This window comes from Achromobacter sp. CF-sbj1-Ac2-l (assembly GCF_052698165.1).
Map to the genome: position 1 here is coordinate 563,570 of NZ_CP199855.1, position 21,220 is coordinate 584,789.

A 21,220-nucleotide genomic window follows, 5' to 3' on the forward strand; every position below is an offset into this window, starting at 1 on the left:
CGCCGTGCGTACCGCGTGGATGCGTCACGTCTTATCAAGCTGTCAGGGAAGACTTCGCATGGCGAAATGGGGTTTGCGCAAAAAATCATTGATGGCGCTGTTGCTGGCGTGCCTGGTCGCGCTGGCGCCAGCCGCGCTGATCGGCTGGCAGGTGCTGGACGGGGTTCGCGACCACTTTGGCCGCGCCTTCGCCGACAACTTCACGCAATTGAACCGCCAGCGCATCCTGGCGCCGGTGTCGCGCGAGCTGGCGCTGTCGCAGCGGCTGGCCGACAGCGAGGTCACGCGCCGCTGGCTGCGCAACGAAAGCGATCCGGCCGCGCGCGAACTGTTCTTCCGCGAGGCCGACGGCTACCGGCGCGACCTGCTGGGCCGCGCCTATTTCATCGCCAGCGCCGCCACCGGCCACTATTACTTCAATGACGACCAGCCGCTGTCGGAGGCGCCGCGCTACACGCTCAGCCGCGACGCGGCCGACGATGGCTGGTTCTACAACTCGCTCAAGGCGAGCGCGCGCTACAACATCAACGTCAACCCGGACCTCAAGCTCAAGACCACCCGGGTCTGGATCAACGTGCAGGTGCGCGACGGCGACAAGGTCATCGGCCTGACCGGCGCGGGCCTGGACGTGGGCGGTTTCCTGCGCGACTTCGTCAACAGCGGCCAGCCGGGCGTCACCCCCATCATCGTCGACGAGGAAGGCGCCATCCAGGCGCACATGGATGCGGCGCTGATCGCCTACAACTCCGGAGCCAGCGGCACGGAAGGGGCCAACGGTCGCGGCATGGTGTTCAACCTGTTCGACGCCGGCAGCGGCCGCGACGAGCTGCGCTCGGCGCTGCACGCCGCCCAGGCCGATCCGCAATCGGTGCAGACCGCCTGGGTCGCGATCGACGGCGTGCGCCAACTGGTGTCGGTGGCCTACATGCCCGAACTGCACTGGCACGTGCTGACGGTGGTCGACCTGGGCGCGGCCCGGGTGCTGGACACCGACTGGCTGTGGCCGGCCGCGATTGGCCTGGTGCTGCTGTTCGCGGCCCTGCTGCTGTGTTTCGGCTACGCCATCGAGCGCCTGATGCTGCGGCCGCTGCGCCGCCTGCAGCAATCGGCCCGCGCCATCGCCAACGGCAGCTACGACGTGCGCCTGCCGCCGGGCGGCCAGGACGAGATCGGCGACCTGAGCCGCGCCTTCGGCGTCATGGCCGACAAGGTGCGCCAGCACACCGCCGAACTGGAAAGCAAGGTGCGCGAGCGCACCTCCGAGCTGGAGGATGCCAACCGCGCGATGGCCGCCGCGCACAAGAAGATCGGCGATTCCATCGACTACGCCAGCCTGATCCAGCGCGCCATCCTGCCAGACCGCCAGTTGACCCAGTCGCTCGGCGCCCACCACTTCGTGCTGTGGAAGCCGCGCGACGTGGTCGGCGGCGATTTCTACGTGTTCCGCTCGGACGGCCCGAACTGCCTGCTGGGGATCATGGACTGCGCCGGCCACGGCGTGCCGGGCGCCCTGATGACCATGCTGGCGCGCGCCGCCATCGACCTGGCCATCACCGAAGCCGGCCCTGCCGACCCCGCCGGGATCCTGGCGCGCACAGACGGCGCCATCCGCGCCATGCTTGCCGATGCGCAACTGCCGCGGGCTCTGGCGACCAATACCGACGCGGGGCTGGTATATATTGACCGCCAATCCGGCATGTTGCGTTATGCCGGGGCCAAGATCAGCCTGTTTGCCAGCAACGGCGAAACCCTGCGCGAGGTGCCCGGGGGCAAGCGCGCGCTGGGCGACAAGCGGACCGGGGCCTACCAGAATATCGAGTTGCGCATGGAGCCGGGCTGGACTTACTACCTGGCGACCGACGGCTTCCTGGACCAGGCCGGCGGCGAGCATGGTTTCGGCTTTGGCAACACGCGTTTCGCCGAAATGCTCAAGAGACACGCGCGGCGGCCGTTAACTGACCAGGCGGCCGCGTTTACCGAGGCCCTGGCTCGCTACCAGGGCGAACGGCCGCAGCGCGACGACATTACCTTGCTGTCTTTCCGTTTCGAATAATCGTTATCAGGGCGGTAACTCCCATGAATGCCTCCGATCTCTACGCATTGGGCGAGCGGTTCGACCAGAATCGCACGCTGTTGTGCTTCAACGGGCCGATCTCCCGCAGCCTGATCGAGGAAATCGGCAACGCGCTGAAGAACTACCTGAATGCCGAGCATGCCCGGCCGGCGGAGGCCATGGACGTGTTCTCGGTCTACATCGAGATGATCCAGAACATCCGCCAGTACGCCGCGCAGAACGGCGACACGGACGCCGCCGCCACCGTGGTCATCGGGCGCCGCGACGAGAGCCGCTACGTGGTGTCGGCCGGCAACCTGGTCAAGGCCGAGGATGGCCGCAGCCTGGTGGCCCGCATCCAGCGGCTGGCCGGGCTGGACAAGGCCGCCCTGAAGGCGGAGTACAAGACCCAGTTGCACAAGCCCCGCACCCCCGGCGTGGCCTCCGGCGCCGGCCTGGGACTGATCGATATCGCGCGTCGGGCCGGCGCGCCGCTGGAGGCCAGCCTGACGCCCGCCGCGGGCGAGGGCCGGGCGTTCTTCAGCCTGAGCGTCGTGATCTGACCGCCGCCCCTGAGCCTTAGACCTTTTCGGAGTTACTGATGAAAGACCTGAATATCGCGGGGACCCAGTCCACGCCCGCCATCACCGCGGACGCCGCCGCCGGCGTGCTGGCGATGCGCGGCGACTCCTACCCCGAGAATTCGTTCGAGCTGTTCGGTCCGGTGATCGAGTGGGTCGAGGCCTACCTGCTCAGCAGCGCCGCGCCGCTGAACCTGGAACTCGAATTGCTCTACCTGAACACCAGCAGCATCAAGTCCGTCATGGACATCTTCGACTTGCTGGAGGCCGCCCACAGCAAGGGCCGCAGCGTCAGCGTCACCTGGTTCTACGACATGCGCAACGAGCGCGTCGGCGAGCTGGCCGAGGAATTCAAGGAAGACTGCACCTTCCCGTTCTCGGTCGTCGGCCGCCAATGAAGGCCGGCAACGCCGAGCTGGATGACCGCATCGCCGGCCTGCTGGCGGATCCGGCGTACGCCGGGCATCCGTTGCGCGAGGCGTTGCAGGATCTGTGGCGGCACACCGCCGAACAGATGGCGCGGATCGAGCGCGTCACGCACTTGTCGGACGCCTACCAGTCCATGGCGCACCAACGCGAAATGGGCCTGTGCGAGCAGTTCGACCGCCAACTGCGGCGGCTGGCGCGCATCGCGCGCATCTCGGATCACTACCAGAGCATGATGCGCGACCTCAATGCCACGCTGGAGGAAACCTCGCGCCGCGATCCGCTGACCGGCCTGCTCAACCGCCGCGCCCTGATGGAAATGATCAAGCAGGAAGTCCAGCGCGCCGCCCGCGGCGGCCAGGCCTTTGTGGTGGCCATGCTCGACGTCGACCATTTCAAGTCCGTCAACGACCGCTACGGTCACGAGATCGGCGACCGCGCCCTGGTCGAGCTGGCTGGCGCCATGCGCCGCAGCGTGCGCGAGTACGACCTGTGCGGCCGTTGGGGCGGCGAAGAGTTCCTGGTGCTGCTGCCCGCGACCCCGCCGGAAACGGCGCAGGGCGTGATGGACCGGCTGGTCGGCGCGGTGCGCGGCCTGGCCCTGGATGTCGGCGCCGACGTGTTGCGCCTGACCGTCAGCATCGGCATGGCCTGTCACCAGCTCGGAGAAACCTTTTCAGAAACGCTCAGCAGGGCGGACCAGGCGTTGTACCTGGCCAAACAGGATGGACGCGACCGTGTCGCACTTGGTTTCCCCCGGCCCTGAAATGAACCCGGAATCGCTGTTTTTCCGGTATGGAGCCCCTTATGCTTGATTCTCATCCAGGCGGTTCGAGCGCGGCCCCGCAGGGCGCCGCGTGGCAGGTGAGCAACTATCTGGCGTCGATGGACCGGGCACTGCTGCTGTTCGATTTCGATGCCGCCGGCTCCCTTATCAACGCCAACGACAACTTCCTGGCGGCGCTGGACTACACCCGCGCCCACATCCCCGGGCTGCGCCATGACCTGCTGTGCGACAGCATGGACGAGGGCAAGGGCATCGCCAGCGCCGAACATCTCTGGGCGCGGCTGCGCCGCGGCGAGTTCTTTTCGGGCACCTGCCGTTACCGCACGCGCAGCGGCGCGTCCGTGTGGATCGAGGCGACTTACCTGCCTATGCGCGACGAAAGCGGCGAAGTGCGCCGCATCGCGGTGATCTCGCGCAAGTCGATCGCCGACGCCGAGCGCCAGGAGGAAATCCGCCTGCTGCTGCTGGGCATCAACGAAACCGGCAACGCCGTGGCCGTATCGGGCCGCGACGGCCGCATCGTCTACGTCAACGACGGGTTCCAGCGCATGCTGGGCTTCTCGCGCGCCGACGCGCTCGAGCAGGAGCTGGGCGAACTGCTGGCCGGCACCCGCCACGACGGCGGCACCCGCGAGGAACTGGACCGCCGCATCGCCTGCCGCGAGGGCTACCACAAGGACGTGCTGGTCTACGACCGCAGCGGCAAACCGCTGTGGGTGTCGGTCATGGCCAATTCGGTGTTCGACGAGCGCGGTTCGCTGGTGAACGTCGTCGACGTGCTGACCGACATCACGCCCACCAAGGTGCACGAGGTGCTGCAGCGGCGAGTGCTGCAGGCCATGGTCAACGAGGCCTCGGTGGTGGAAGTGATGAATATGGTGTGCCGCGAGGTCGAGCGCCTGGCGCCCGAGGTCGCGGCAACGGTGCTGCGGGTGGACGAGGCCGGCAAGCTGCGGCCGCTGGCCGCCCCGAGCATGCCCACGGCCTACACCGAGGCGCTGGACGGCGAGGCCATCGGCCCGCAGTCGGGCGCCTGCGGCACCTCGGCCTTCCTGGGCCGGCCGGTGATCGTGCCCGACATCGCCACCGACCCGCTGTGGGATGACTACCGCCACCTGCCGTTGCCGGACGACATCAAGGCCTGCTGGTCCTCGCCCATCAAGTCGAGCGACGGACGTGTCATCGGCACCTTCGGCTTCTATTTCCGCGAACGCCGCCTGCCGGACGACTTTCACCATCGCCTGGTGGACGTCTGCGTCTATCTGTGCGCGCTGGCGCTGGAACGCGAAGAGGCCCGCGCCCGCATCCGCCAACTGGCGTTCTACGACGAACTGACCGGCCTGCCGAACCGCAACCTGCTGCTGGCCCAGGCCGAGCAGGCCATCGCCCGCGCCGAGCCGGAGCGCAAGCGCGTGGCGGTGCTGTTCCTGGACCTGGACCGCTTCAAGCAGGTCAATGACACGCTCGGCCACCCCATCGGCGACGCGCTGCTGCGCGACATCGCCCAGCGCCTGCGCCGCCTGGCGCGCGCCAGCGACATCGTCGGCCGCCTGTCGGGCGACGAGTTCGTGATGCTCATGCCCGATTTCGAGCATGGCCGCCTGACCGCCGCCGCCGAACACATCCTGGTGTCGCTGTCGCACCCGTTCGTGGTGGGCGGGATCACGCTCAATCCGTCGGTGAGCATCGGCATCAGCGTGTTCCCCGAGAATGGCCGCGACATGGACACGCTGCTGCGCCACGCCGACATGGCCATGTACCAGGCCAAGACGGCGGGCCGCAACCGCATCTCCTTCTTCAGCGCCGAGATGAACCGCCAGGCCCAGGAGCGCCTGGCGCTGGAAGCGGCGCTGCGCGACGCGTTGGAAGGGCGCGCGCTGCGACTGCATTACCAACCGCAGGTGGGCTTGAAGAACGGCAGCCTGTATGGGGTCGAGGCGCTGGCGCGTTGGCGCCATCCGACGCTGGGCGAGATCTCGCCGGCGCGCTTCGTGCCGCTGGCCGAGGAATGCGGCCTGATCGGCGACCTGGGCGACTGGGCGGTGCGCGAGGCCTGCTCGCAGCTCTCCATCTGGCGCAACAACGGCCTGCGCGTGCCCTCGGTGTCGGTGAATCTGTCGGCCACCAATTTCCACAACCTGAACTTGCCGCGCATGATCGCCGCGACCCTGGCCGAGTTCGGGCTGGCGGCGTCGGACCTGATGCTGGAGATCACCGAGGGCGTGGTGCTGGACGCGACGGCGGGCACGCTGCGCACGATCGCCGAGCTGCATCGTCTGGGCGTGCGCCTGTCGATGGACGATTTCGGCACGGGCTATTCCAGTCTGGGTCACCTGCGACGCCTGATCGTCGATGAACTGAAGCTCGACCGCAGTTTCGTCCAGGGCCTGGAGAACGACGACGCGGCGCGGGCGCTGACCAGCGCCGTCATCCGCATCGGCGAAAGTCTCAGCCTGCCGGTGGTGGCGGAGGGGATAGAGAATGAGGAGCAGCGACGCTTCCTGATCGAGCAGGGGTGCGCGGCGGGGCAGGGGTTTCTGTTTTCGCCGCCGTTGCCGGCTGGGGATCTTGAGGAGTGGCTGCGGGCTAGGGGGTGAGCGGTTTTTTTGCTTGCTTGCGTCGAAGTTGGGTTCTTGAGTCGCGCGTGTCGGGGTCGGTGGGGGATGGCGGGGCTACGATTGCGGTCCGGAGCGTTCGCTCCGGACTGCCCCGGGCTCAACCTCGTCCGCCTTCGGCTCCCTTGTATCTTGATCCCTGGGATGGTTAGCTACCATTCCATGAGAGGCAGGTGAGTTTCTTTGGCTCCCGAGGGACTTAACCCTGTTCCGTAGACCAAACCCCTGTCTCTCACCTCTGACGCCATCGCGGACACTGGACGGTAGCCTAGGGCTGATTGACCCTGCATGCACAAGGTAAGTGGGCGCAGTTGGCATACTTTCTTGTATGAGGGGGTATGAACGATGATCTATCTGGGTATTGATGTCTCCAAGCTGAAGCTGGACTGCACGTTGTTGCTGGATCCAGAGAACGACAAGCGCAAGAGCAAGGTTGTGCCTAATAGTCGGGACGGAGTGCACGAACTGGTTCGATGGTGCGCCAAGCACGGGGTGGGAGCCGACCAGGCCCATGCCGTGCTGGAAGCCACGGGCCCGTACCACGAGCAGGCCGCCACGACGCTGCATGACGGCGGCATCGCGGTGTCGATCGCCAACCCGGCCAGCGTGCACGACTTCAGTCGGGCAATGGCGATGCGCTCCAAGACAGATGCACTCGATAGCCTGGTGTTGGCTCGTTATGGCGTGGCGATGAGGCCTGGTGCTTGGCAGCCCCCGCCGGCACATGTGCGCGAGCTACGCGCCTTGATTACCCAGCTGGACGCGCTGTCCAAGGATCGGCTGCGCACGATGAACCGCCAAGAGAAGATCGAGGCCAGTTCGGCCTCGGAGCTGGTGGAGCGTTCGATCAGTGACACCCTGAGCTTCTATGACAAGGAGATCGCTCGCCTGGAGAAGGCCATCGATGACCACATCGACCGGCACCCGGACCTGAAGGACGACACCAAGCTGTTGTCCTCCATCCCCGGGGTCGGCCCGAAGGTGGCCAGAACCATGCTGCGAGTGATGCGCATGCACCAGTTCAAGTGCGCCGAGGATCTGGCGGCATATCTAGGCCTGGTGCCGGTGCGGAGACAGTCGGGCACGTCGCTACGCGGGCGCAGCCGCATGTCCAAGGCAGGTCCCGCTGATGTACGGGCCAAGGTGTATATGGCCGGCGTTGTTGCTTCCAAACACAACCCCCATGTGCGGGCGTTATATCAACGGCTGCTGGCGGCGGGCAAGACCAAGATGTCGGCGCTGGGTGCTTGCATGCGCAAGGTGGTACATCTGTGCTTCGGTGTGCTCAAGACGCGGCAGCCTTACAGACCTGACTACGCTTTTTCTACTTGACGGCCAAGACGGTATCTACGGTTTCCGCCGGGCGCATCTACACGCCCCGCCATCCCCCACCGACCCCGCCACGCGCTCGCGATGAGGCTTAGCCTCGGGCGCTGGGACGGGTTGTGTGCTTGGCATGCTGGTGACCGTCATGATGCGGGGAGAGGGTCTTGCGGGGCCCGCCGCAAGCCGGCCGCGCGGGCGGCCTTTTGCGGCTTACGCGGCGTCTTGCGTCGGGGTGATGGCGCTCTCGCGTGTGGGGACGGCGGAACCGTTTGCTATTGATAGTCTGTTGGCATCCCGACGGCTTGTGGTCGGCGGGAGGGCGCGTCATGCGTAACATGCCGCCGAGTCAGCACGAGCAGCCTGGCGGCGTGGGCACATCGCAATCATGCGCCAATGAAACACCGCCCGCACCACGCCTGTTTGTGGTCGGCGCGAGAGGTCGTCCCACGCAGAACGCTTTACGCCGCGCCGACCACCACCGCCCCTCCCCCTGACGTGCGGAATCATTAGAAAACCGCCCGCCGCCAGCGCGCAGCGCACCCGCAACTCGTTTAAATGAACAGACGCCAGTTGTGGCCGCCCGCGCGGCCGCAACTGGCAGCCCCGCAAGTTCCATTCCCCGCACACGGGTCCAGCAGCGCGACAAGCCTAGATACGCGTAGCCCCTCGGGCGGGCGGACCCGATGGCGGGCAACCTCGATGCGCCCGAGGGAATCCGAAGCCCAATAGTCGTCATTCACGACGCCCGTGACGAAGAAACTGTCTTCGTGGCTGCACCTGTGGCAAGGTGGAATGCCGCTCAGGTAAAGACCGACCTTCCAATGGTGCGTGTTTGCCCACGCCCGTACTGAAGCATGGCCCCGGGTGACGTCACCGACATTGGCGAGCACACGCTTAGCGCGTGCATCCCGTTTGAGAGAGTGAGTACAACGACGTACCCATGCCTGGCGGCATTCCGTTAGCGATGATGGAGCAAGCCATGTCACCTCGCAAGTCCGATGCAACCCTAAGCCTGGCCCATCCCGATGCCGCGGGCATCGACATCGGGTCGGCCAGCCACTTCGTTGCCGTGCCTCATGACCGCGACGACCAACCTGTCCGCGAGTTCAAGAGCTTTACGGCCGATTTGTATCGCCTAGCGCAATGGCTCAAGGACTGCGGCGTTACCGCCGTGGCCATGGAGTCCACCGGCGTTTACTGGATCCCGCTTTATGAGCTGCTCGATAGCCAGGGTTTCACCGTTTACCTGGTCAACGCCCGTCACGTGAAGAACGTCTCGGGCCGCAAGTCCGATGTCCTGGACTGCCAGTGGCTGCAACAGCTCATGAGCTATGGCCTGTTGGCCGGCGCCTTCCGTCCCTCTGACGAGATTTGCGTCTTGCGCGAGTTCTCGCGCCAGCGCGAGATGCTGCTTGCCTCGCAGGTGCGCCACGTGCAGCACATGCAGAAGGCACTTGCCCAGATGAACATTCAGCTCACGCAAGTGCTGTCGGACGTGGTCGGGGTCACCGGTCAGGCCATCATCCGCGCCATCGTCGGTGGCGAGCGCGACCCGCATGCACTGGCCCGCCTGAAGAAGCGCCAGGTCAAGGCCAGCGAGGACGATATCGCTGCCGCGCTGCAAGGCAACTGGCGTCACGAGCACTTGTTCGCGCTGCGGCAAGCGCTGGCCCTGTACGACACCTATCAACAACTGCTCAACGATTGCGATCAGCACATCCAAGCCGAACTGCACAAACTGCACCGCCATGACGGCGATCCGGGCAAGTCGCAGCGCCGCTGGCCCAAAAAGGCCATGGCCTTCGATCTGCGCACGCATCTATTTGCCATGTGCGGCGTGGACCTGACCCGCATCAACGGCATCGACGAGATGACTGCCTTTACCGTCCTGGCCGAGGTCGGTCCGGACATGAACCGCTTCCCTTCGGCCAAGCACTTCGCTTCGTGGTTAGGCTTGTGCCCGGGCACACGCATCTCCGGAGGCAAGGTTCTGAACGGCGCCACCAAACGCTCACCCAACCGCGCCGCACAGGCCCTGCGTCTGGCGGCAATGGCGCTACGTCACAGCCAGTCCGCTTTAGGCGCCTACTACCGAAGGCTGTGCGCTCGCCTGGACAAGCGGCGCGCCATCACCGCAGCCGCGCACAAACTGGCTCGACTGATTTACACCCTACTGACCAAAGGGTCCGAATACGTCGACCAAGGTGAGCTGTACTACGAAGAACGCCACCGCCAACGCGTCCTGCATCACCTGACAAAACGTGCAGAGACCATGGGCTACAGCTTGGTGCCGTTAACCGCCTCAGGAGAAACCAATGAGGTATCAATGACTTAAGTGGAGTTTCTTGAGAGGCAGCCGCCGGCAGGCGGCAACGAGGATGACAACGGGGCAGTCCGGAGCGAACGCTCCGGACCGCAATCGTGGGCGCCCGCCATCGGGTCCGCCCGCCCGAGGGGCGACCTACGAAGATCAAACGACGCCCCAAACCTCCACTGCACCCCCCCCTGCCAATCCCCTCAGCACCCCAAGCCCGTCCCCAAAATCCACCCCCCACGTTTCCCCCATTTGCGATCCTCCCATTCCAGGTATATATTTCAAGCCTAAACTATCAAGGCCTAAAAATAGCAGCGACCCGCCCCAAGCTTCCGGGCCGCACTTCTTGGAGCGTTACGGCAATGAAAATCGTATGCATTGGTGGTGGTCCCGCCGGCCTGTATTTCGGTCTGCTCATGAAGCTGCAAGACCCGGCCAACGAAGTCACGGTGATCGAGCGCAACCGCCCCTACGACACCTTCGGCTGGGGCGTGGTGTTCTCGGACGCCACCATGCAGAACCTGCGCGAAGCCGATCCGGTTTCCGCCCAGACCATCGGTGACGCCTTCAACCATTGGGACGACATCGACATCCATTTCAAGGGCCGCAGCATCCGCAGCGGCGGCCATGGCTTCATCGGCATCGGCCGCAAGAAGCTGCTCAACATCCTGCAGGCGCGCTGCGAAGACGTTGGCGTCAAACTGGTGTTCGAGAACTTCGTCCAGGACGACCAGGCCATCGCCCGCGAATACGACGCCGACCTGGTCATCGCTTCCGACGGCATCAACAGCCAGGTCCGCACCCGCTACGCCGACACCTTTCACCCCGACATCGACCAGCGCCGCTGCCGCTTCGTCTGGCTCGGCACCAAGAAGGTGTTCGATGCCTTCACCTTCGCCTTCGTGCAGACCGAGCATGGCTGGTTCCAGGCGCACGCCTACCGCTACGAAGACGGCATGTCGACCTTCATCGTCGAGACGCCCGAGGAAACCTGGCAGGCCGCCGGCATCGAGCAGATGAGCCAGGAAGAGGGCATCGCCTACTGCGAGAAGCTGTTCGCGCCGTGGCTGGACGGCAACGCGCTCATCAGCAACGCCTCGCACCTGCGCGGCTCGGCCATCTGGATCCGCTTCCCGCGCGTCATCTGCAACACCTGGGTCCACTGGAACCAACTGGAAACCAGCCGCGGCAAGCGCGCCGTGCCTGTGGTGCTGATGGGCGACGCGGCGCATACCGCGCACTTCTCCATTGGTTCGGGCACCAAGCTGGCGCTGGAAGACGCCATCGAACTGGCGCGCTGCCTGAGCGGCGCCGAAGGCAGCGTCGAGCGCGGCCTGAAGCACTACGAGGAAGTGCGCAGCGTCGAAGTGCTGAAGATCCAGAACGCCGCCCGCAACTCCACCGAGTGGTTCGAGAACGTGGCGCGCTACGCCGAACTCGAACCCGAACAATTCGCCTATTCGCTGCTGACCCGCTCGCAGCGCATTTCGCACGAAAACCTGCGGCTGCGCGACCCGGCCTGGCTGGAAGGCTTCGAGCGCTGGATCGCCGAGCACGCCGGCGCGCAGGCGCCGGCCGGCCAGCGGCCGCCGCTGCCCATGCTGACGCCGTACCAGGCGCGTGGCGTCAAGCTCAAGAACCGCATCCTGGTGTCGCCGATGGCCATGTATTCCTGCACCGATGGCGTGCCGGGCGACTTCCATCTGGTGCACCTGGGCGCCCGCGCCATGGGCGGCGCCGGGCTGGTGATGGTGGAAATGACCTGCGTCTCGCCCGATGGCCGCATCACCCCGGGATGCCCGGGCCTGTGGAACGACGAGCAGCAGCAGGCCTTCGCCCGCATCGTCGGCTTCGTGCACGGCAACAGCGACGCCCGCATCGGGGTGCAGTTGGGCCATGCCGGCCGCAAGGGCTCGACGCAGTTGGGCTGGCAGAAGATCGACCATCCGCTCGCCGAAGGCAACTGGCCGCTGCTGTCGGCCTCGGCCCTGCCGTACATCGAGGGCGTGTCGCAGACGCCGCGCGCCATGACGCGCGCCGACATGGACGACGTGCGCGACAACTTCGTGGCCGCGGCCCGCCGCGCCCAGGCCGCCGGCTTCGACTGGCTCGAACTGCACTGCGCCCACGGCTATCTGCTGTCCAGCTTCATCTCGCCGCTGACCAACCATCGCGACGACGAATACGGCGGCAGCCTCGAAAACCGCCTGCGCTTCCCGCTGGAAGTGTTCCGCGCGGTGCGCGCCGTCTGGCCCGAGGACAAGCCGATGTCGGTGCGGATCTCGGCCAGCGACTGGGTCGAGGGCGGCATCACCCCCGATGACGCCGTCGAGATCGCGCGCCACTTCAAGGCCGCCGGCGCCGACATGATCGACTGCTCGTCGGGCCAGGTCAGCAAGGAAGAAAAGCCGGTCTACGGCCGCATGTTCCAGACGCCGTTCGCCGACCGCGTGCGCAACGAGGCCGGCATCCCCACCATCGCGGTGGGCGCCATCTTCGAGGCCGACCACGCCAACGGCATCATCGCCTCGGGCCGCGCCGATCTCTGCGCGCTGGCGCGTCCCCATCTGGCCGACGCCTCCTGGACGCTGCGCGAAGCGGCCCGCGTGGGCTATCGTGATGTGGCCTGGCCGAGCCAGTACTTCGCCGGCAAGCGCCAGTTGGAAACCAATTTCGAACGCGCCGCCGCCATGGCGCAACTGGACATCAAATGAGCACGTCCCCCCTTCCCCTGGCCGGCCGCCACGCGCTGGTGACGGGCGGCGCCCGCGGCATCGGCCTGGCCAGCGCCCGCGCGCTGCTGGAACGCGGCGCGCGGGTCACGCTGCTGGGCCGCGATGGCGGCGCGCTGGAGGCGGCCGTCGACAGCCTGGCCAGCCTGGGCCAGGTGCAGGCGGTCAGCGCCGACATCGCCGACGAGGCCTCGGTGCGCCAGGCCTTCGTCCAGGCCGAGGCCGAACTGGGCCCGGTGCTGGTGCTGGTCAACAACGCCGGTCAGGCCGTCAGCCAGCGCTTTGACCGCACCGACGCGGCGCTGTGGCAGTCGATGCTGGCGGTCAACCTGACCGGCACCTTCCATTGCATCCAGGCCGCCTTGCCCGGCATGCTGGCGGCCAAGTGGGGCCGCGTCATCAACGTGGCCAGCACCGCCGGCCTGATCGGCTATGCCTACGTCAGCGCCTACTGCGCGGCCAAGCACGGCGTGATCGGCCTGACCCGCTCGCTGGCGCTGGAGACGGCGCAGAAGGGCGTCACCGTCAACGCCGTGTGCCCGGGCTACACCGAGACCGACATCGTGCGCGGCGCGGTCGCCAATATCGTCGAGAAGACCGGCATGACGCCGGACGCCGCCCGCGCCAAGCTGGCCGAGCGCAACCCGCAGGGCCGCCTGGTGCAGCCCGATGAAGTGGCCGAGACGGTCGCCTGGCTGGCGCTGCCGGCCTCGTCGTCCATCAACGGCCAGGCCATCGCCGTCGACGGCGGCGAAGTGATGACCGGCTGAGCCGGCGCCCACCCCTACGATTCCAGAACGGAGACACCATGAGCACGCAGCCCGAAGAGCACACCATGAAGCACCACAAGCGCCCGCTGGCCGGCTACCAGGCCCGGACGTTCCTGTGGCAGGTGTCGGCCGACGGCAAGGTCGCCACCATCACGCTCAACCGTCCCGAGCGCAAGAACCCGCTGACCTTCGATTCCTACGCCGAACTGCGCGACCTGTTCCGCGCGCTGGTGTACGCGACCGACATCAAGGTGGTGGTGGTGACGGGCGCCGGCGGCAACTTCTGCTCCGGCGGCGACGTGCATGAAATCATCGGGCCGCTGACCAAGATGAGCATGCCCGAACTGCTGGACTTCACCCGCATGACGGGCGACCTGGTCAAGGCCATGCGCGCCTGCCCGCAGCCGATCGTGGCGGCGGTGGACGGCGTCTGCGCCGGCGCCGGCGCGATGGTGGCGCTGGCCTCCGACATGCGCCTGGGCACGCCGGCCGCGCGCACCGCCTTCCTGTTCACGCGGGTGGGCCTGGCGGGGGCCGACATGGGCGCCTGCACGCTGCTGCCGCGCATGATCGGCCAGGGCCGAGCCTCCGAACTGCTGTACACCGGCCGCGCCATGACGGCCGAGGAAGGCGCAAGCTGGGGATTCTTCAACGCGCTGCACGAGTCGGACGCCCTGATGGACGCGGCGGCCAAGCTGGCCGCGCAGTTGGCCGCGGGCCCCACCTTCGCCCACGGCGTGACCAAGAAACTGCTGCACCAGGAATGGAACATGGGCGTGGACGAGGCCATCGAGGCCGAAGCCGAGGCCCAGGCCATCTGCATGCAGACGCGCGATTTCCATCGCGCCTACGAGGCCTTCGTGGCCAAACAGAAGCCGGTCTTCGAGGGGAACTGATGATGCGCGACGCAAGCTGGCTGGACTGGCCGTTCTTCGACGACGCCCATCGCAAACTGGCGCATGATGTCGACGGCTGGTGCGAGAGCGCCCTGGGCCACGTCGACCACCACGACGCCGATGCGGCCTGCCGCAAGCTGGTCAAGGCCATGGGCCAGGCCGGCTGGCTGCGCTACGCGGTCGCCGGCGGCCCCGGTGGCGCCTGGGGCGGCGCGCTGCCCGAGGTGGATTCGCGTTCGGTCTGCATCCTGCGCGAAACGTTCGCGCGCCACGAGGGCCTGGCCGACTTCGCCTTCGCCATGCAGGGCCTGGGCAGCGGCGCGATCTCGCTGATGGGTTCGGACGCGCTGCGCCAGCGCTACCTGCCGCGCGTGGCCAGCGGCGAGGCCATCGCGGCGTTCGCGCTGTCCGAGCCGGATGCCGGCTCGGATGTAGCGGCGCTGGCCTGCGAGGCCCGGCTGGAGGGCGACCACTACGTGCTCAACGGCGCCAAGACCTGGATTTCCAACGGCGGCATCGCCGACTTCTATTGCGTGTTCGCCCGCACCGGCGAGGCGCCGGGCGCGCGCGGCATCAGCGCCTTCGTGGTGGATGCCGACACCCCGGGCTTCGAGATCTCGGAGCGCATCGAGCTGATCGCGCCGCACCCGCTGGCCACCATCACCTTCGACAACTGCCGCATCCCGGTGTCGCAGCGGCTGGGCGAGGCGGGGCAGGGCTTCAAGCTGGCGATGATGACGCTGGACATCTTCCGCGCCTCGGTGGCGGCCGCCGCGCTGGGCTTTGCCCGCCGCGCGCTGGACGAAGGCCTGGCGCGCGCCAGGTCGCGCCGCATGTTCGGCCAGACCCTGGCCGACCTGCAACTGACGCAGGCCGCGCTGGGCGACATGGCCACGGCCATCGACGCCTCGGCGCTGCTGACCTATCGCGCCGCGTGGATGCGCGACGTGCAGAAACAACGCACCACGCGCGAAGCGGCCATGGCCAAGATGACGGCCACCGAATCGGCGCAGACCGTGATCGACCGCGCGCTGCAGATGTTCGGCGGCGCGGGCGTGGTGTCGGGGATGCCGGTGGAGAAGCTTTACAGGGAAATCAGAGCGCTGCGTATCTACGAAGGCGCCACCGAAGTGCAGAAGTTGATCATCGCCCGGGAACTGCTGAAGGCCTGAAGAAACCATCGAGTTTCCGCTTTCGGCAGTCAACTACACCGCATCAGCAAGGGGAATTTCATGGAAGTATCCGCCCACATCGACACTTTTGCCCGGGACAATCTGCCCCCGGGCGAACAATGGCCCGAGTTCCTGCTGGACGGCCCCGACGTGGCCTATCCCAAGCGCTTCAATTGCGCGGTTGAGCTGGTGGACGCCATGGTCGACCGTGGCCACGGCGAGCGCGTCGCGCTGCGCTGGGCGCAGGACGGCAAGCCGGCCACCATGACCTATCGCGAACTGGCGGCGCTGACCAACCGCATCGCGCGCGTGCTGGTCGAGGACATGAAGCTGGTGCCCGGCAACCGCCTGCTGCTGCGCGGCCCCAACAACCCGATGATGGCGGCGTCCTGGCTGGCCGCCATCAAGGCCGGCCTGGTGACGGTGCCGACCATGCCGCTGCTGCGCGCCAAGGAACTCAAGCAGATCATCGACAAGGCGCAGATCCAGGCGGTGCTGTGCGATGTGCGCCTGAAGGACGAGGCGCAGTTCTGCGCCCAGCCGGATCACGAACACCATTGCCCGGGGCTGGCGCAGATCGTGTATTTCAACGACACGGCGCCCGAGGCGCTGGACACGCTGGCAGCGGCCAAGCCGGATGATTTCGCGGCCTGCGATACCGCCGCCGACGACGTCTGCCTGATCGCCTTCACCAGCGGCACCACCGGCGCGCCCAAGGGCTGCATGCATTTCCATCGCGATGTGCTGGCGATGTGCGACCTGTTTCCCAAGCATGTCATCAAGCCGGGCCCGGACGACATTTTCTGCGGCACGCCGCCGCTGGCGTTCACCTTCGGCCTGGGCGGGTTGCTGTGCTTCCCGCTGCGCGTCGGCGCCAGCACCGTGCTGGCCGAGCGCCTGACGCCGGAAAGCCTGCTGCAACTGATCCAGGACTTTCGCGCCACCATCGTCTTCACCGCTCCGACGTTCTACCGCCAGATGGCGGCGCTGGTGGGCAAGTTCGACCTGTCCTCGCTCAAGAAGAGCGTGTCGGCCGGCGAGGCGCTGCCCGACGCGACGCGCCAGTTGTGGAAGGAGGCCAGCGGCATCGAGATGATCGACGGCATCGGCGGTACCGAGATGATCCACGTGTTCGTTTCCAGCCCGCCCGAGTCGGTGCGCCGCGGCGCCATCGGCCGCGTGGTGCCCGGTTACATCGCGCAGATCGTGGACGATGACATGAATCCGGTGCCCAACGGCACGGTGGGCCGCCTGGCGATCAAGGGGCCGACCGGCTGCCGCTACCTGGCCGACGAGCGCCAGCGCCGCTTCGTGCAGAAGGGCTGGAACCTGCCCGGCGATACGTTCGTGCAGGACGAAGACGGCTATCTCTTCTACCAGGCGCGCAATGACGACATGATCGTCTCGGCCGGCTACAACATCGCCGGGCCGGAGGTCGAGGACGCGCTGCTGCGCCATGAAGCGGTGGCCGAATGCGGCGTGGTCGGCGCGCCCGATGACGAGCGCGGCCAATTGGTCAAGGCCTTCGTGGTGCTCAAGCCCGGCTTCGCGCCGAGCGAGGCACTGGTGGCGGCCATGCAGCAATTCGTCAAGGCGACGATCGCGCCCTACAAGTATCCCCGCGCCATCGAGTTCGTGTCCGCGCTGCCGCGCACCGAGACGGGCAAGCTGCAGCGATTCGCGCTGCGCAAGATGGCGTGATTTTTTTGCATCAAGGAAATGCCATGGCAGCACCATTCATCAGTCAGGTAGAGGTCCGCTTCCGTCATTGCGATCCGGCGGGCATCGTTTTCTATCCGCGCTATTTCGAGATGATCAATGACTTTGTCGAGGAGTGGTTCGACAAGGGCATGGGGCTGCCATTTCACGCGCTGCACGTGGAGCGTCACATCGGCACGCCGATGGCGTCGGTGACGTGCGATTTCAGCGCGCCGAGCCGCTGGCACGAGAAACTGCGGCAGACGCTGCAGGTGCAGCGAATCGGCGGCGCGTCGTTCAAGGCGCTGGTGCGGTTCGAGGGGCCGGACGGGCAGTTGCGGCTGTCGGCGACGCTGACGATCGTGACGGTGGATCTGCGCACGATGAAGTCGATGCCGCTGCCGGCGGATCTGCGCGAGCGCATGCAGGATTATCTGGTTGCCGCCGAGTGAGTTCGGCGGGGCCGCCCTGGTGTTTGTTTTTTGAAAATAGGATGAGACGTTATGAAGATTCTGCAACCGCCGGATTGGATGGCGCCGAGGGGCTATTCGAATGGGATCCTGACCGAGATGACGGTGGGGAGCAAGCTGGTGTTCGTGGGCGGGCAGGTGGGCTGGAACGGGCAACAGCAGTTCGAGTCGGATGATCTGGCCGATCAGGTGCGGCAGACGTTGGCCAACATCGTGGCGATTCTCGCCGAGGGCGGGGCCAGGCCTGAGCATATCGTGCGGATGACGTGGTATGTGACGGACAAGGATGCCTATGTGGCGGCTTATCCGGAGATCGGGAAGCACTATCGTGAATTGATCGGGAGGCATTTTCCGGCGATGACGGCGGTGGAGGTGGCGGATCTGGTGGAGGATCGGGCCAAGGTGGAGATTGAAGTTACGGCGGTGGTGCCGGCTTGATGGTGGGCCGGCCTTGACGTGTTGATGCGCGTCGAGGTGGGTTCTTGAGCCGCGGGTGAGGGGGCAGGCGGGGGGATGGCGGGGCTACGATTGCGGTCCGGAGCCTTCGCTCCGGACTGCCCCTTCGTCATCCTCGTCCTCGCCTTCGGCGACTCCTTCGGATTCCCTCGGGCGCATCTACACGCCCCGCCATCCCCCCGCCTGCCCCCTCACCCGCTCACGATAAGAATTAATGGCGGGGGCTGGGGCGATTGGGGTTCTTGGCGTTCTGATGGTCGGCGACGCGGGTTCAGAGCGATTTGCGGGGCCCGCTTCAAGGCGGCCGCGCGGACGGCCTTTTGAAGCTTACGTGGTGTCTTGCGGGGGCGGATGACGCTGCGCGCTCGCGGGCGGGGCGCTTTATCACATATGTGTTGGTTTAACTACGTTTGTGATTCTTCGCTTGTGGCTGCGGGGGTTGGCGCATGGCGCCAGAATTGTCAGGCCTATCTGCTGGCCTGGAAGGTTTCGCGGGGGAGTTCGCCGAAGCGGTCGCGGTAGTACTCGGAGAAGCGGCCCAGGTGGCTGATGCCTACGGAGACGGCCACCTCGGTGACGCTTTCGCAGGCGCCTTGCTGCAGCTTTTCGCGGGCGGCGTCCAGGCGCAGGACGCGTAGCGCCTGCATGGGGGTGGTCTCGCGGTGTTGCTGGAACAGGCGGGTGAGGGCGCTGGGGCTGGCGCCGGCGCCGCGGGCGATGTCGGTCAGGGTCAGGGGGGCGGCCAGGTGGGCGCGCATGTAGGCTTCGGCCTGGGCGACGCGGCGCGGCAGGGCGGGGGGCAGGCCGGCGTGGCGTTGCCAGGTGTTGGGCTGGTTGTAGAGCAGGTGCAGGACGAGGGTGTCTTCCAGGTGCTCCAGCCAGGCGGCGGGCGGTCTCGGCGCGCCGTCGTCCAGGGTGGGGAGCAGGTGGATCAGGCTGGTCATCATGCTGCGCCAGGCGGCGCCGACGGGGGTGTCCAGGCGTAGCGCGGGGCTGAAGTCCAGGGGGCGGGCGGCGGCGTCGCCGAAAATGCGGTGGCCGATGGCTTCGAGCTTGCCGCGCGGAATTTTCAGCAGCAGTTGTTCGCAACCGGCTTCCCAGTGCAGTTTCAGGGCGCGGTTGGGGGCGATGACGGCGGCGCAGTCGGGGTGGGCGTCGACGCAGTCGCTGCCGCATTCGATGCGGGCGCGGCCGCGCAGCGGCACCTGCACCAGCATGAAGTCCTGCAGGCGGTCGGGTTCGATGTGGACTTCGGCGCCGTAGCGCAGCGTACAGACGCTCAGGGCGCCGAAGCGGGCGCGGTTCAGTTCGGCGTCGACGCGGCCGCCTTTCCAGGTCAGGCGGTGGTCCTTGAGCGCTTCGGAGACGCGCTCGCGGGTTTCGGCCGGCTGGGTGGAACTGAAGACGCGTCGTTTGAGCAATGGCGCCAGCTCGATGCGGGACCAGCCGTGCATGGATGCCTCCGGGACGGGAACGCTCCCGTATCGCCGTCGAGCGTAATGCAATCGTCAAGCGTTTGGAATTAAGTGAATCCCGGATAGGCGTGCGCCGATTCGGATAGAGCCGCGCGCCCGCCCGTCCTAAGCTGGGGGTTGTTGGAAGGCGGCGCCGTGGCGCGTAAGCTGGCAGTTTTCATCGTTGGCAGGGTGTACCGACGGCAGACGGATTCTGTCAGCATTGCGCCGGCGGCGCCGGCGGACACGAACGGGGTGGCTCATGAAGGGAAAGCTATGGGGCCGGCGCGCGCTGGCGGCGCTGGTGTCGGCGGGCTGTATGTCGGCCGCGGCCGGGGTATCGGCCGCGGACAAGATCAAGGTCGGCCTGCTGACCACGCTGTCGGGCCCGGGCGCGGCGCTGGGCAACGAGATCCGCGACGGCTTTAATCTCGCGCTGCAGCATACCGGCGGCAAGCTGGGCGGGCTGCCGGCCGAGGTGGTGGTGGCCGATGACCAGCAGAAGGCCGATGCCGGACGCCAGGCGGTCGAGCGCCTGCTCAAGCGCGACAAGGTCGACGTCATGACGGGGATCGTGTTTTCCAACGTGCTGCTGCCGGTGATGCCGGCCATCCTGCAGTCGGGCACCATCTATCTGAGCACCAATACGGGGCCGGAGAACTATGCCGGCGCCGGCTGCAACCCGAATTTCTTCGCGGTGGCCTGGCAGAACGAGGACATCCCGGCGGCGATGGGCAAATATGCCGCCGACCAGGGCTTCAAGCGGGTGGCGCTGATCGCGCCCGATTATCCCGGCGGGCGCGAATCGCTCAACGGCTTCAAGCGCCTGTACAAGGGCGGGCTGTCGGAAGAGATCTATACCCAGCTCGGCCAGCTCGACTACGGCGTCGAGATCACGCGGCTGCGCGCCAGCAAGCCGGACGCGGTGTTCTTCTTCCTGCCGGGCGGCATGGGCGTGAACTTCATCAAGCAGTTCAACGGCGCCGGCCTGGGCAAGGAGATCGCGCTGCTGGCGCCGGGCTTCTCGGGCGACGAGGATACGATCGCTGCGGTGGGCGCGCCGATCGAAGGCCTGCACAACTCGTCGCAATGGGCGGCCGACCTGGACAACCCGGCCAACCGCAAGTTCGTCGAGGACTTCAGGAAAACCTACAACCGCACCCCCACGCTGTACGCCTCGCAGGGCTACGACGCCGCCATGCTGCTGGACAGCGCCGTCAGGCAGACCGGCGGCAAGCTGGGCGCCGACGCGCTGCGTCCGGCGCTGCGGCGCGCCGATTTCAAGTCGGTGCGCGGCGACTTCACCTTCAACCGCAACCAGTACCCGATCCAGAACTACTACCTGCGCACCATCGTCAAGGGCGCGGACGGCAAGCTGGCCAACAAGCTGTCGGGCACGGTGCTGACGCAGTATCACGACCCGTTCGCCGCCGCCTGCCAGATGAAGTGAGGCAGGCGACGCACGCATCA

16 protein-coding genes are annotated in these 21,220 nt (G+C 66.7%); 15 read left to right on the forward strand and 1 reads right to left on the reverse strand.

All coding sequences use genetic code 11. The annotated features are described in order from the left end of the window. The first annotated feature begins 58 nt into the window (after positions 1-58). From siaA to ACUDCK_RS02680, 14 genes are all read left to right on the forward strand, one after another. The gene (gene siaA / locus ACUDCK_RS02615; protein ID WP_196767545.1) at positions 59-2,053 is read left to right on the forward strand and encodes a biofilm regulation protein phosphatase SiaA; all 1,995 of its coding nucleotides are present in this window, start codon (positions 59-61) and stop codon (positions 2,051-2,053) included. A 23-nt stretch (positions 2,054-2,076) separates the two neighbouring features. Next, positions 2,077-2,616, forward strand: coding sequence for a biofilm regulation protein kinase SiaB (siaB, locus tag ACUDCK_RS02620; protein WP_054503384.1), 540 nt, complete (start codon positions 2,077-2,079; stop codon positions 2,614-2,616). A 38-nt stretch (positions 2,617-2,654) separates the two neighbouring features. Further along, the gene (gene siaC, locus ACUDCK_RS02625) at positions 2,655-3,032 is read left to right on the forward strand and encodes a biofilm regulation phosphoprotein SiaC (RefSeq protein WP_175168372.1); all 378 of its coding nucleotides are present in this window, start codon (positions 2,655-2,657) and stop codon (positions 3,030-3,032) included. Next, positions 3,029-3,826 (forward strand): biofilm regulation diguanylate cyclase SiaD, encoded by a 798-nt coding sequence (gene siaD / locus ACUDCK_RS02630; RefSeq protein ID WP_054503386.1) that lies wholly within the window; start codon positions 3,029-3,031, stop codon positions 3,824-3,826. The genes siaC and siaD overlap by 4 nt, the downstream gene beginning before the upstream one ends. A gap of 41 nt (positions 3,827-3,867) precedes the next feature. Further along, the gene (locus ACUDCK_RS02635; protein WP_054503387.1) at positions 3,868-6,444 is read left to right on the forward strand and encodes a sensor domain-containing protein; all 2,577 of its coding nucleotides are present in this window, start codon (positions 3,868-3,870) and stop codon (positions 6,442-6,444) included. 363 nt (positions 6,445-6,807) lie between these two features. Beyond that, complete coding sequence (locus ACUDCK_RS02640; RefSeq protein WP_116793657.1) at positions 6,808-7,794, forward strand: IS110 family transposase; 987 nt, start codon at positions 6,808-6,810, stop codon at positions 7,792-7,794. 973 nt (positions 7,795-8,767) lie between these two features. Next, complete coding sequence (locus ACUDCK_RS02645) at positions 8,768-10,123, forward strand: IS110 family transposase (RefSeq protein ID WP_049073553.1); 1,356 nt, start codon at positions 8,768-8,770, stop codon at positions 10,121-10,123. 341 nt (positions 10,124-10,464) lie between these two features. Continuing rightward, complete coding sequence (locus tag ACUDCK_RS02650; protein ID WP_054503388.1) at positions 10,465-12,816, forward strand: bifunctional salicylyl-CoA 5-hydroxylase/oxidoreductase; 2,352 nt, start codon at positions 10,465-10,467, stop codon at positions 12,814-12,816. Next, positions 12,813-13,604, forward strand: a complete 792-nt coding sequence (locus ACUDCK_RS02655; RefSeq protein ID WP_116793563.1) for an SDR family NAD(P)-dependent oxidoreductase — start codon at positions 12,813-12,815, stop codon at positions 13,602-13,604. Before ACUDCK_RS02650 ends, ACUDCK_RS02655 begins: the two co-directional genes overlap by 4 nt. A 38-nt stretch (positions 13,605-13,642) precedes the next feature. Then, a complete protein-coding gene (locus tag ACUDCK_RS02660; protein ID WP_006388558.1) occupies positions 13,643-14,500 on the forward strand; it encodes an enoyl-CoA hydratase family protein in 858 nt (285 codons plus the stop codon). Positions 14,501-14,502: 2 nt separating this feature from the next. After that, positions 14,503-15,672 carry an acyl-CoA dehydrogenase family protein gene (locus tag ACUDCK_RS02665; protein WP_054503390.1) on the forward strand — a complete coding sequence of 390 codons (1,170 nt, stop codon included), beginning with the start codon at positions 14,503-14,505 and terminating at the stop codon, positions 15,670-15,672. A 60-nt stretch (positions 15,673-15,732) separates the two neighbouring features. After that, entirely contained in the window at positions 15,733-17,373 is a 1,641-nt protein-coding gene (locus tag ACUDCK_RS02670) for an AMP-binding protein (RefSeq protein ID WP_175168022.1), read from the forward strand. 23 nt (positions 17,374-17,396) lie between these two features. Then, positions 17,397-17,822, forward strand: a complete 426-nt coding sequence (locus tag ACUDCK_RS02675; RefSeq protein WP_026384894.1) for an acyl-CoA thioesterase — start codon at positions 17,397-17,399, stop codon at positions 17,820-17,822. Positions 17,823-17,873: 51 nt separating this feature from the next. Then, a complete protein-coding gene (locus ACUDCK_RS02680; RefSeq protein WP_006388562.1) occupies positions 17,874-18,278 on the forward strand; it encodes a RidA family protein in 405 nt (134 codons plus the stop codon). 485 nt (positions 18,279-18,763) lie between these two features. On the opposite strand, the gene ACUDCK_RS02685 is transcribed toward ACUDCK_RS02680, so the two are convergent. Beyond that, a complete protein-coding gene (locus ACUDCK_RS02685; RefSeq protein ID WP_175168023.1) occupies positions 18,764-19,750 on the reverse strand; it encodes an AraC family transcriptional regulator in 987 nt (328 codons plus the stop codon). Between the two features lie 262 nt (positions 19,751-20,012). Between ACUDCK_RS02685 and ACUDCK_RS02690 the strand changes: the two genes are divergently transcribed. Then, positions 20,013-21,200: an ABC transporter substrate-binding protein gene (locus tag ACUDCK_RS02690; protein ID WP_175168024.1), complete on the forward strand. Its 1,188-nt coding sequence runs from the start codon at positions 20,013-20,015 to the stop codon at positions 21,198-21,200. Positions 21,201-21,220: the final 20 nt, after the last annotated feature.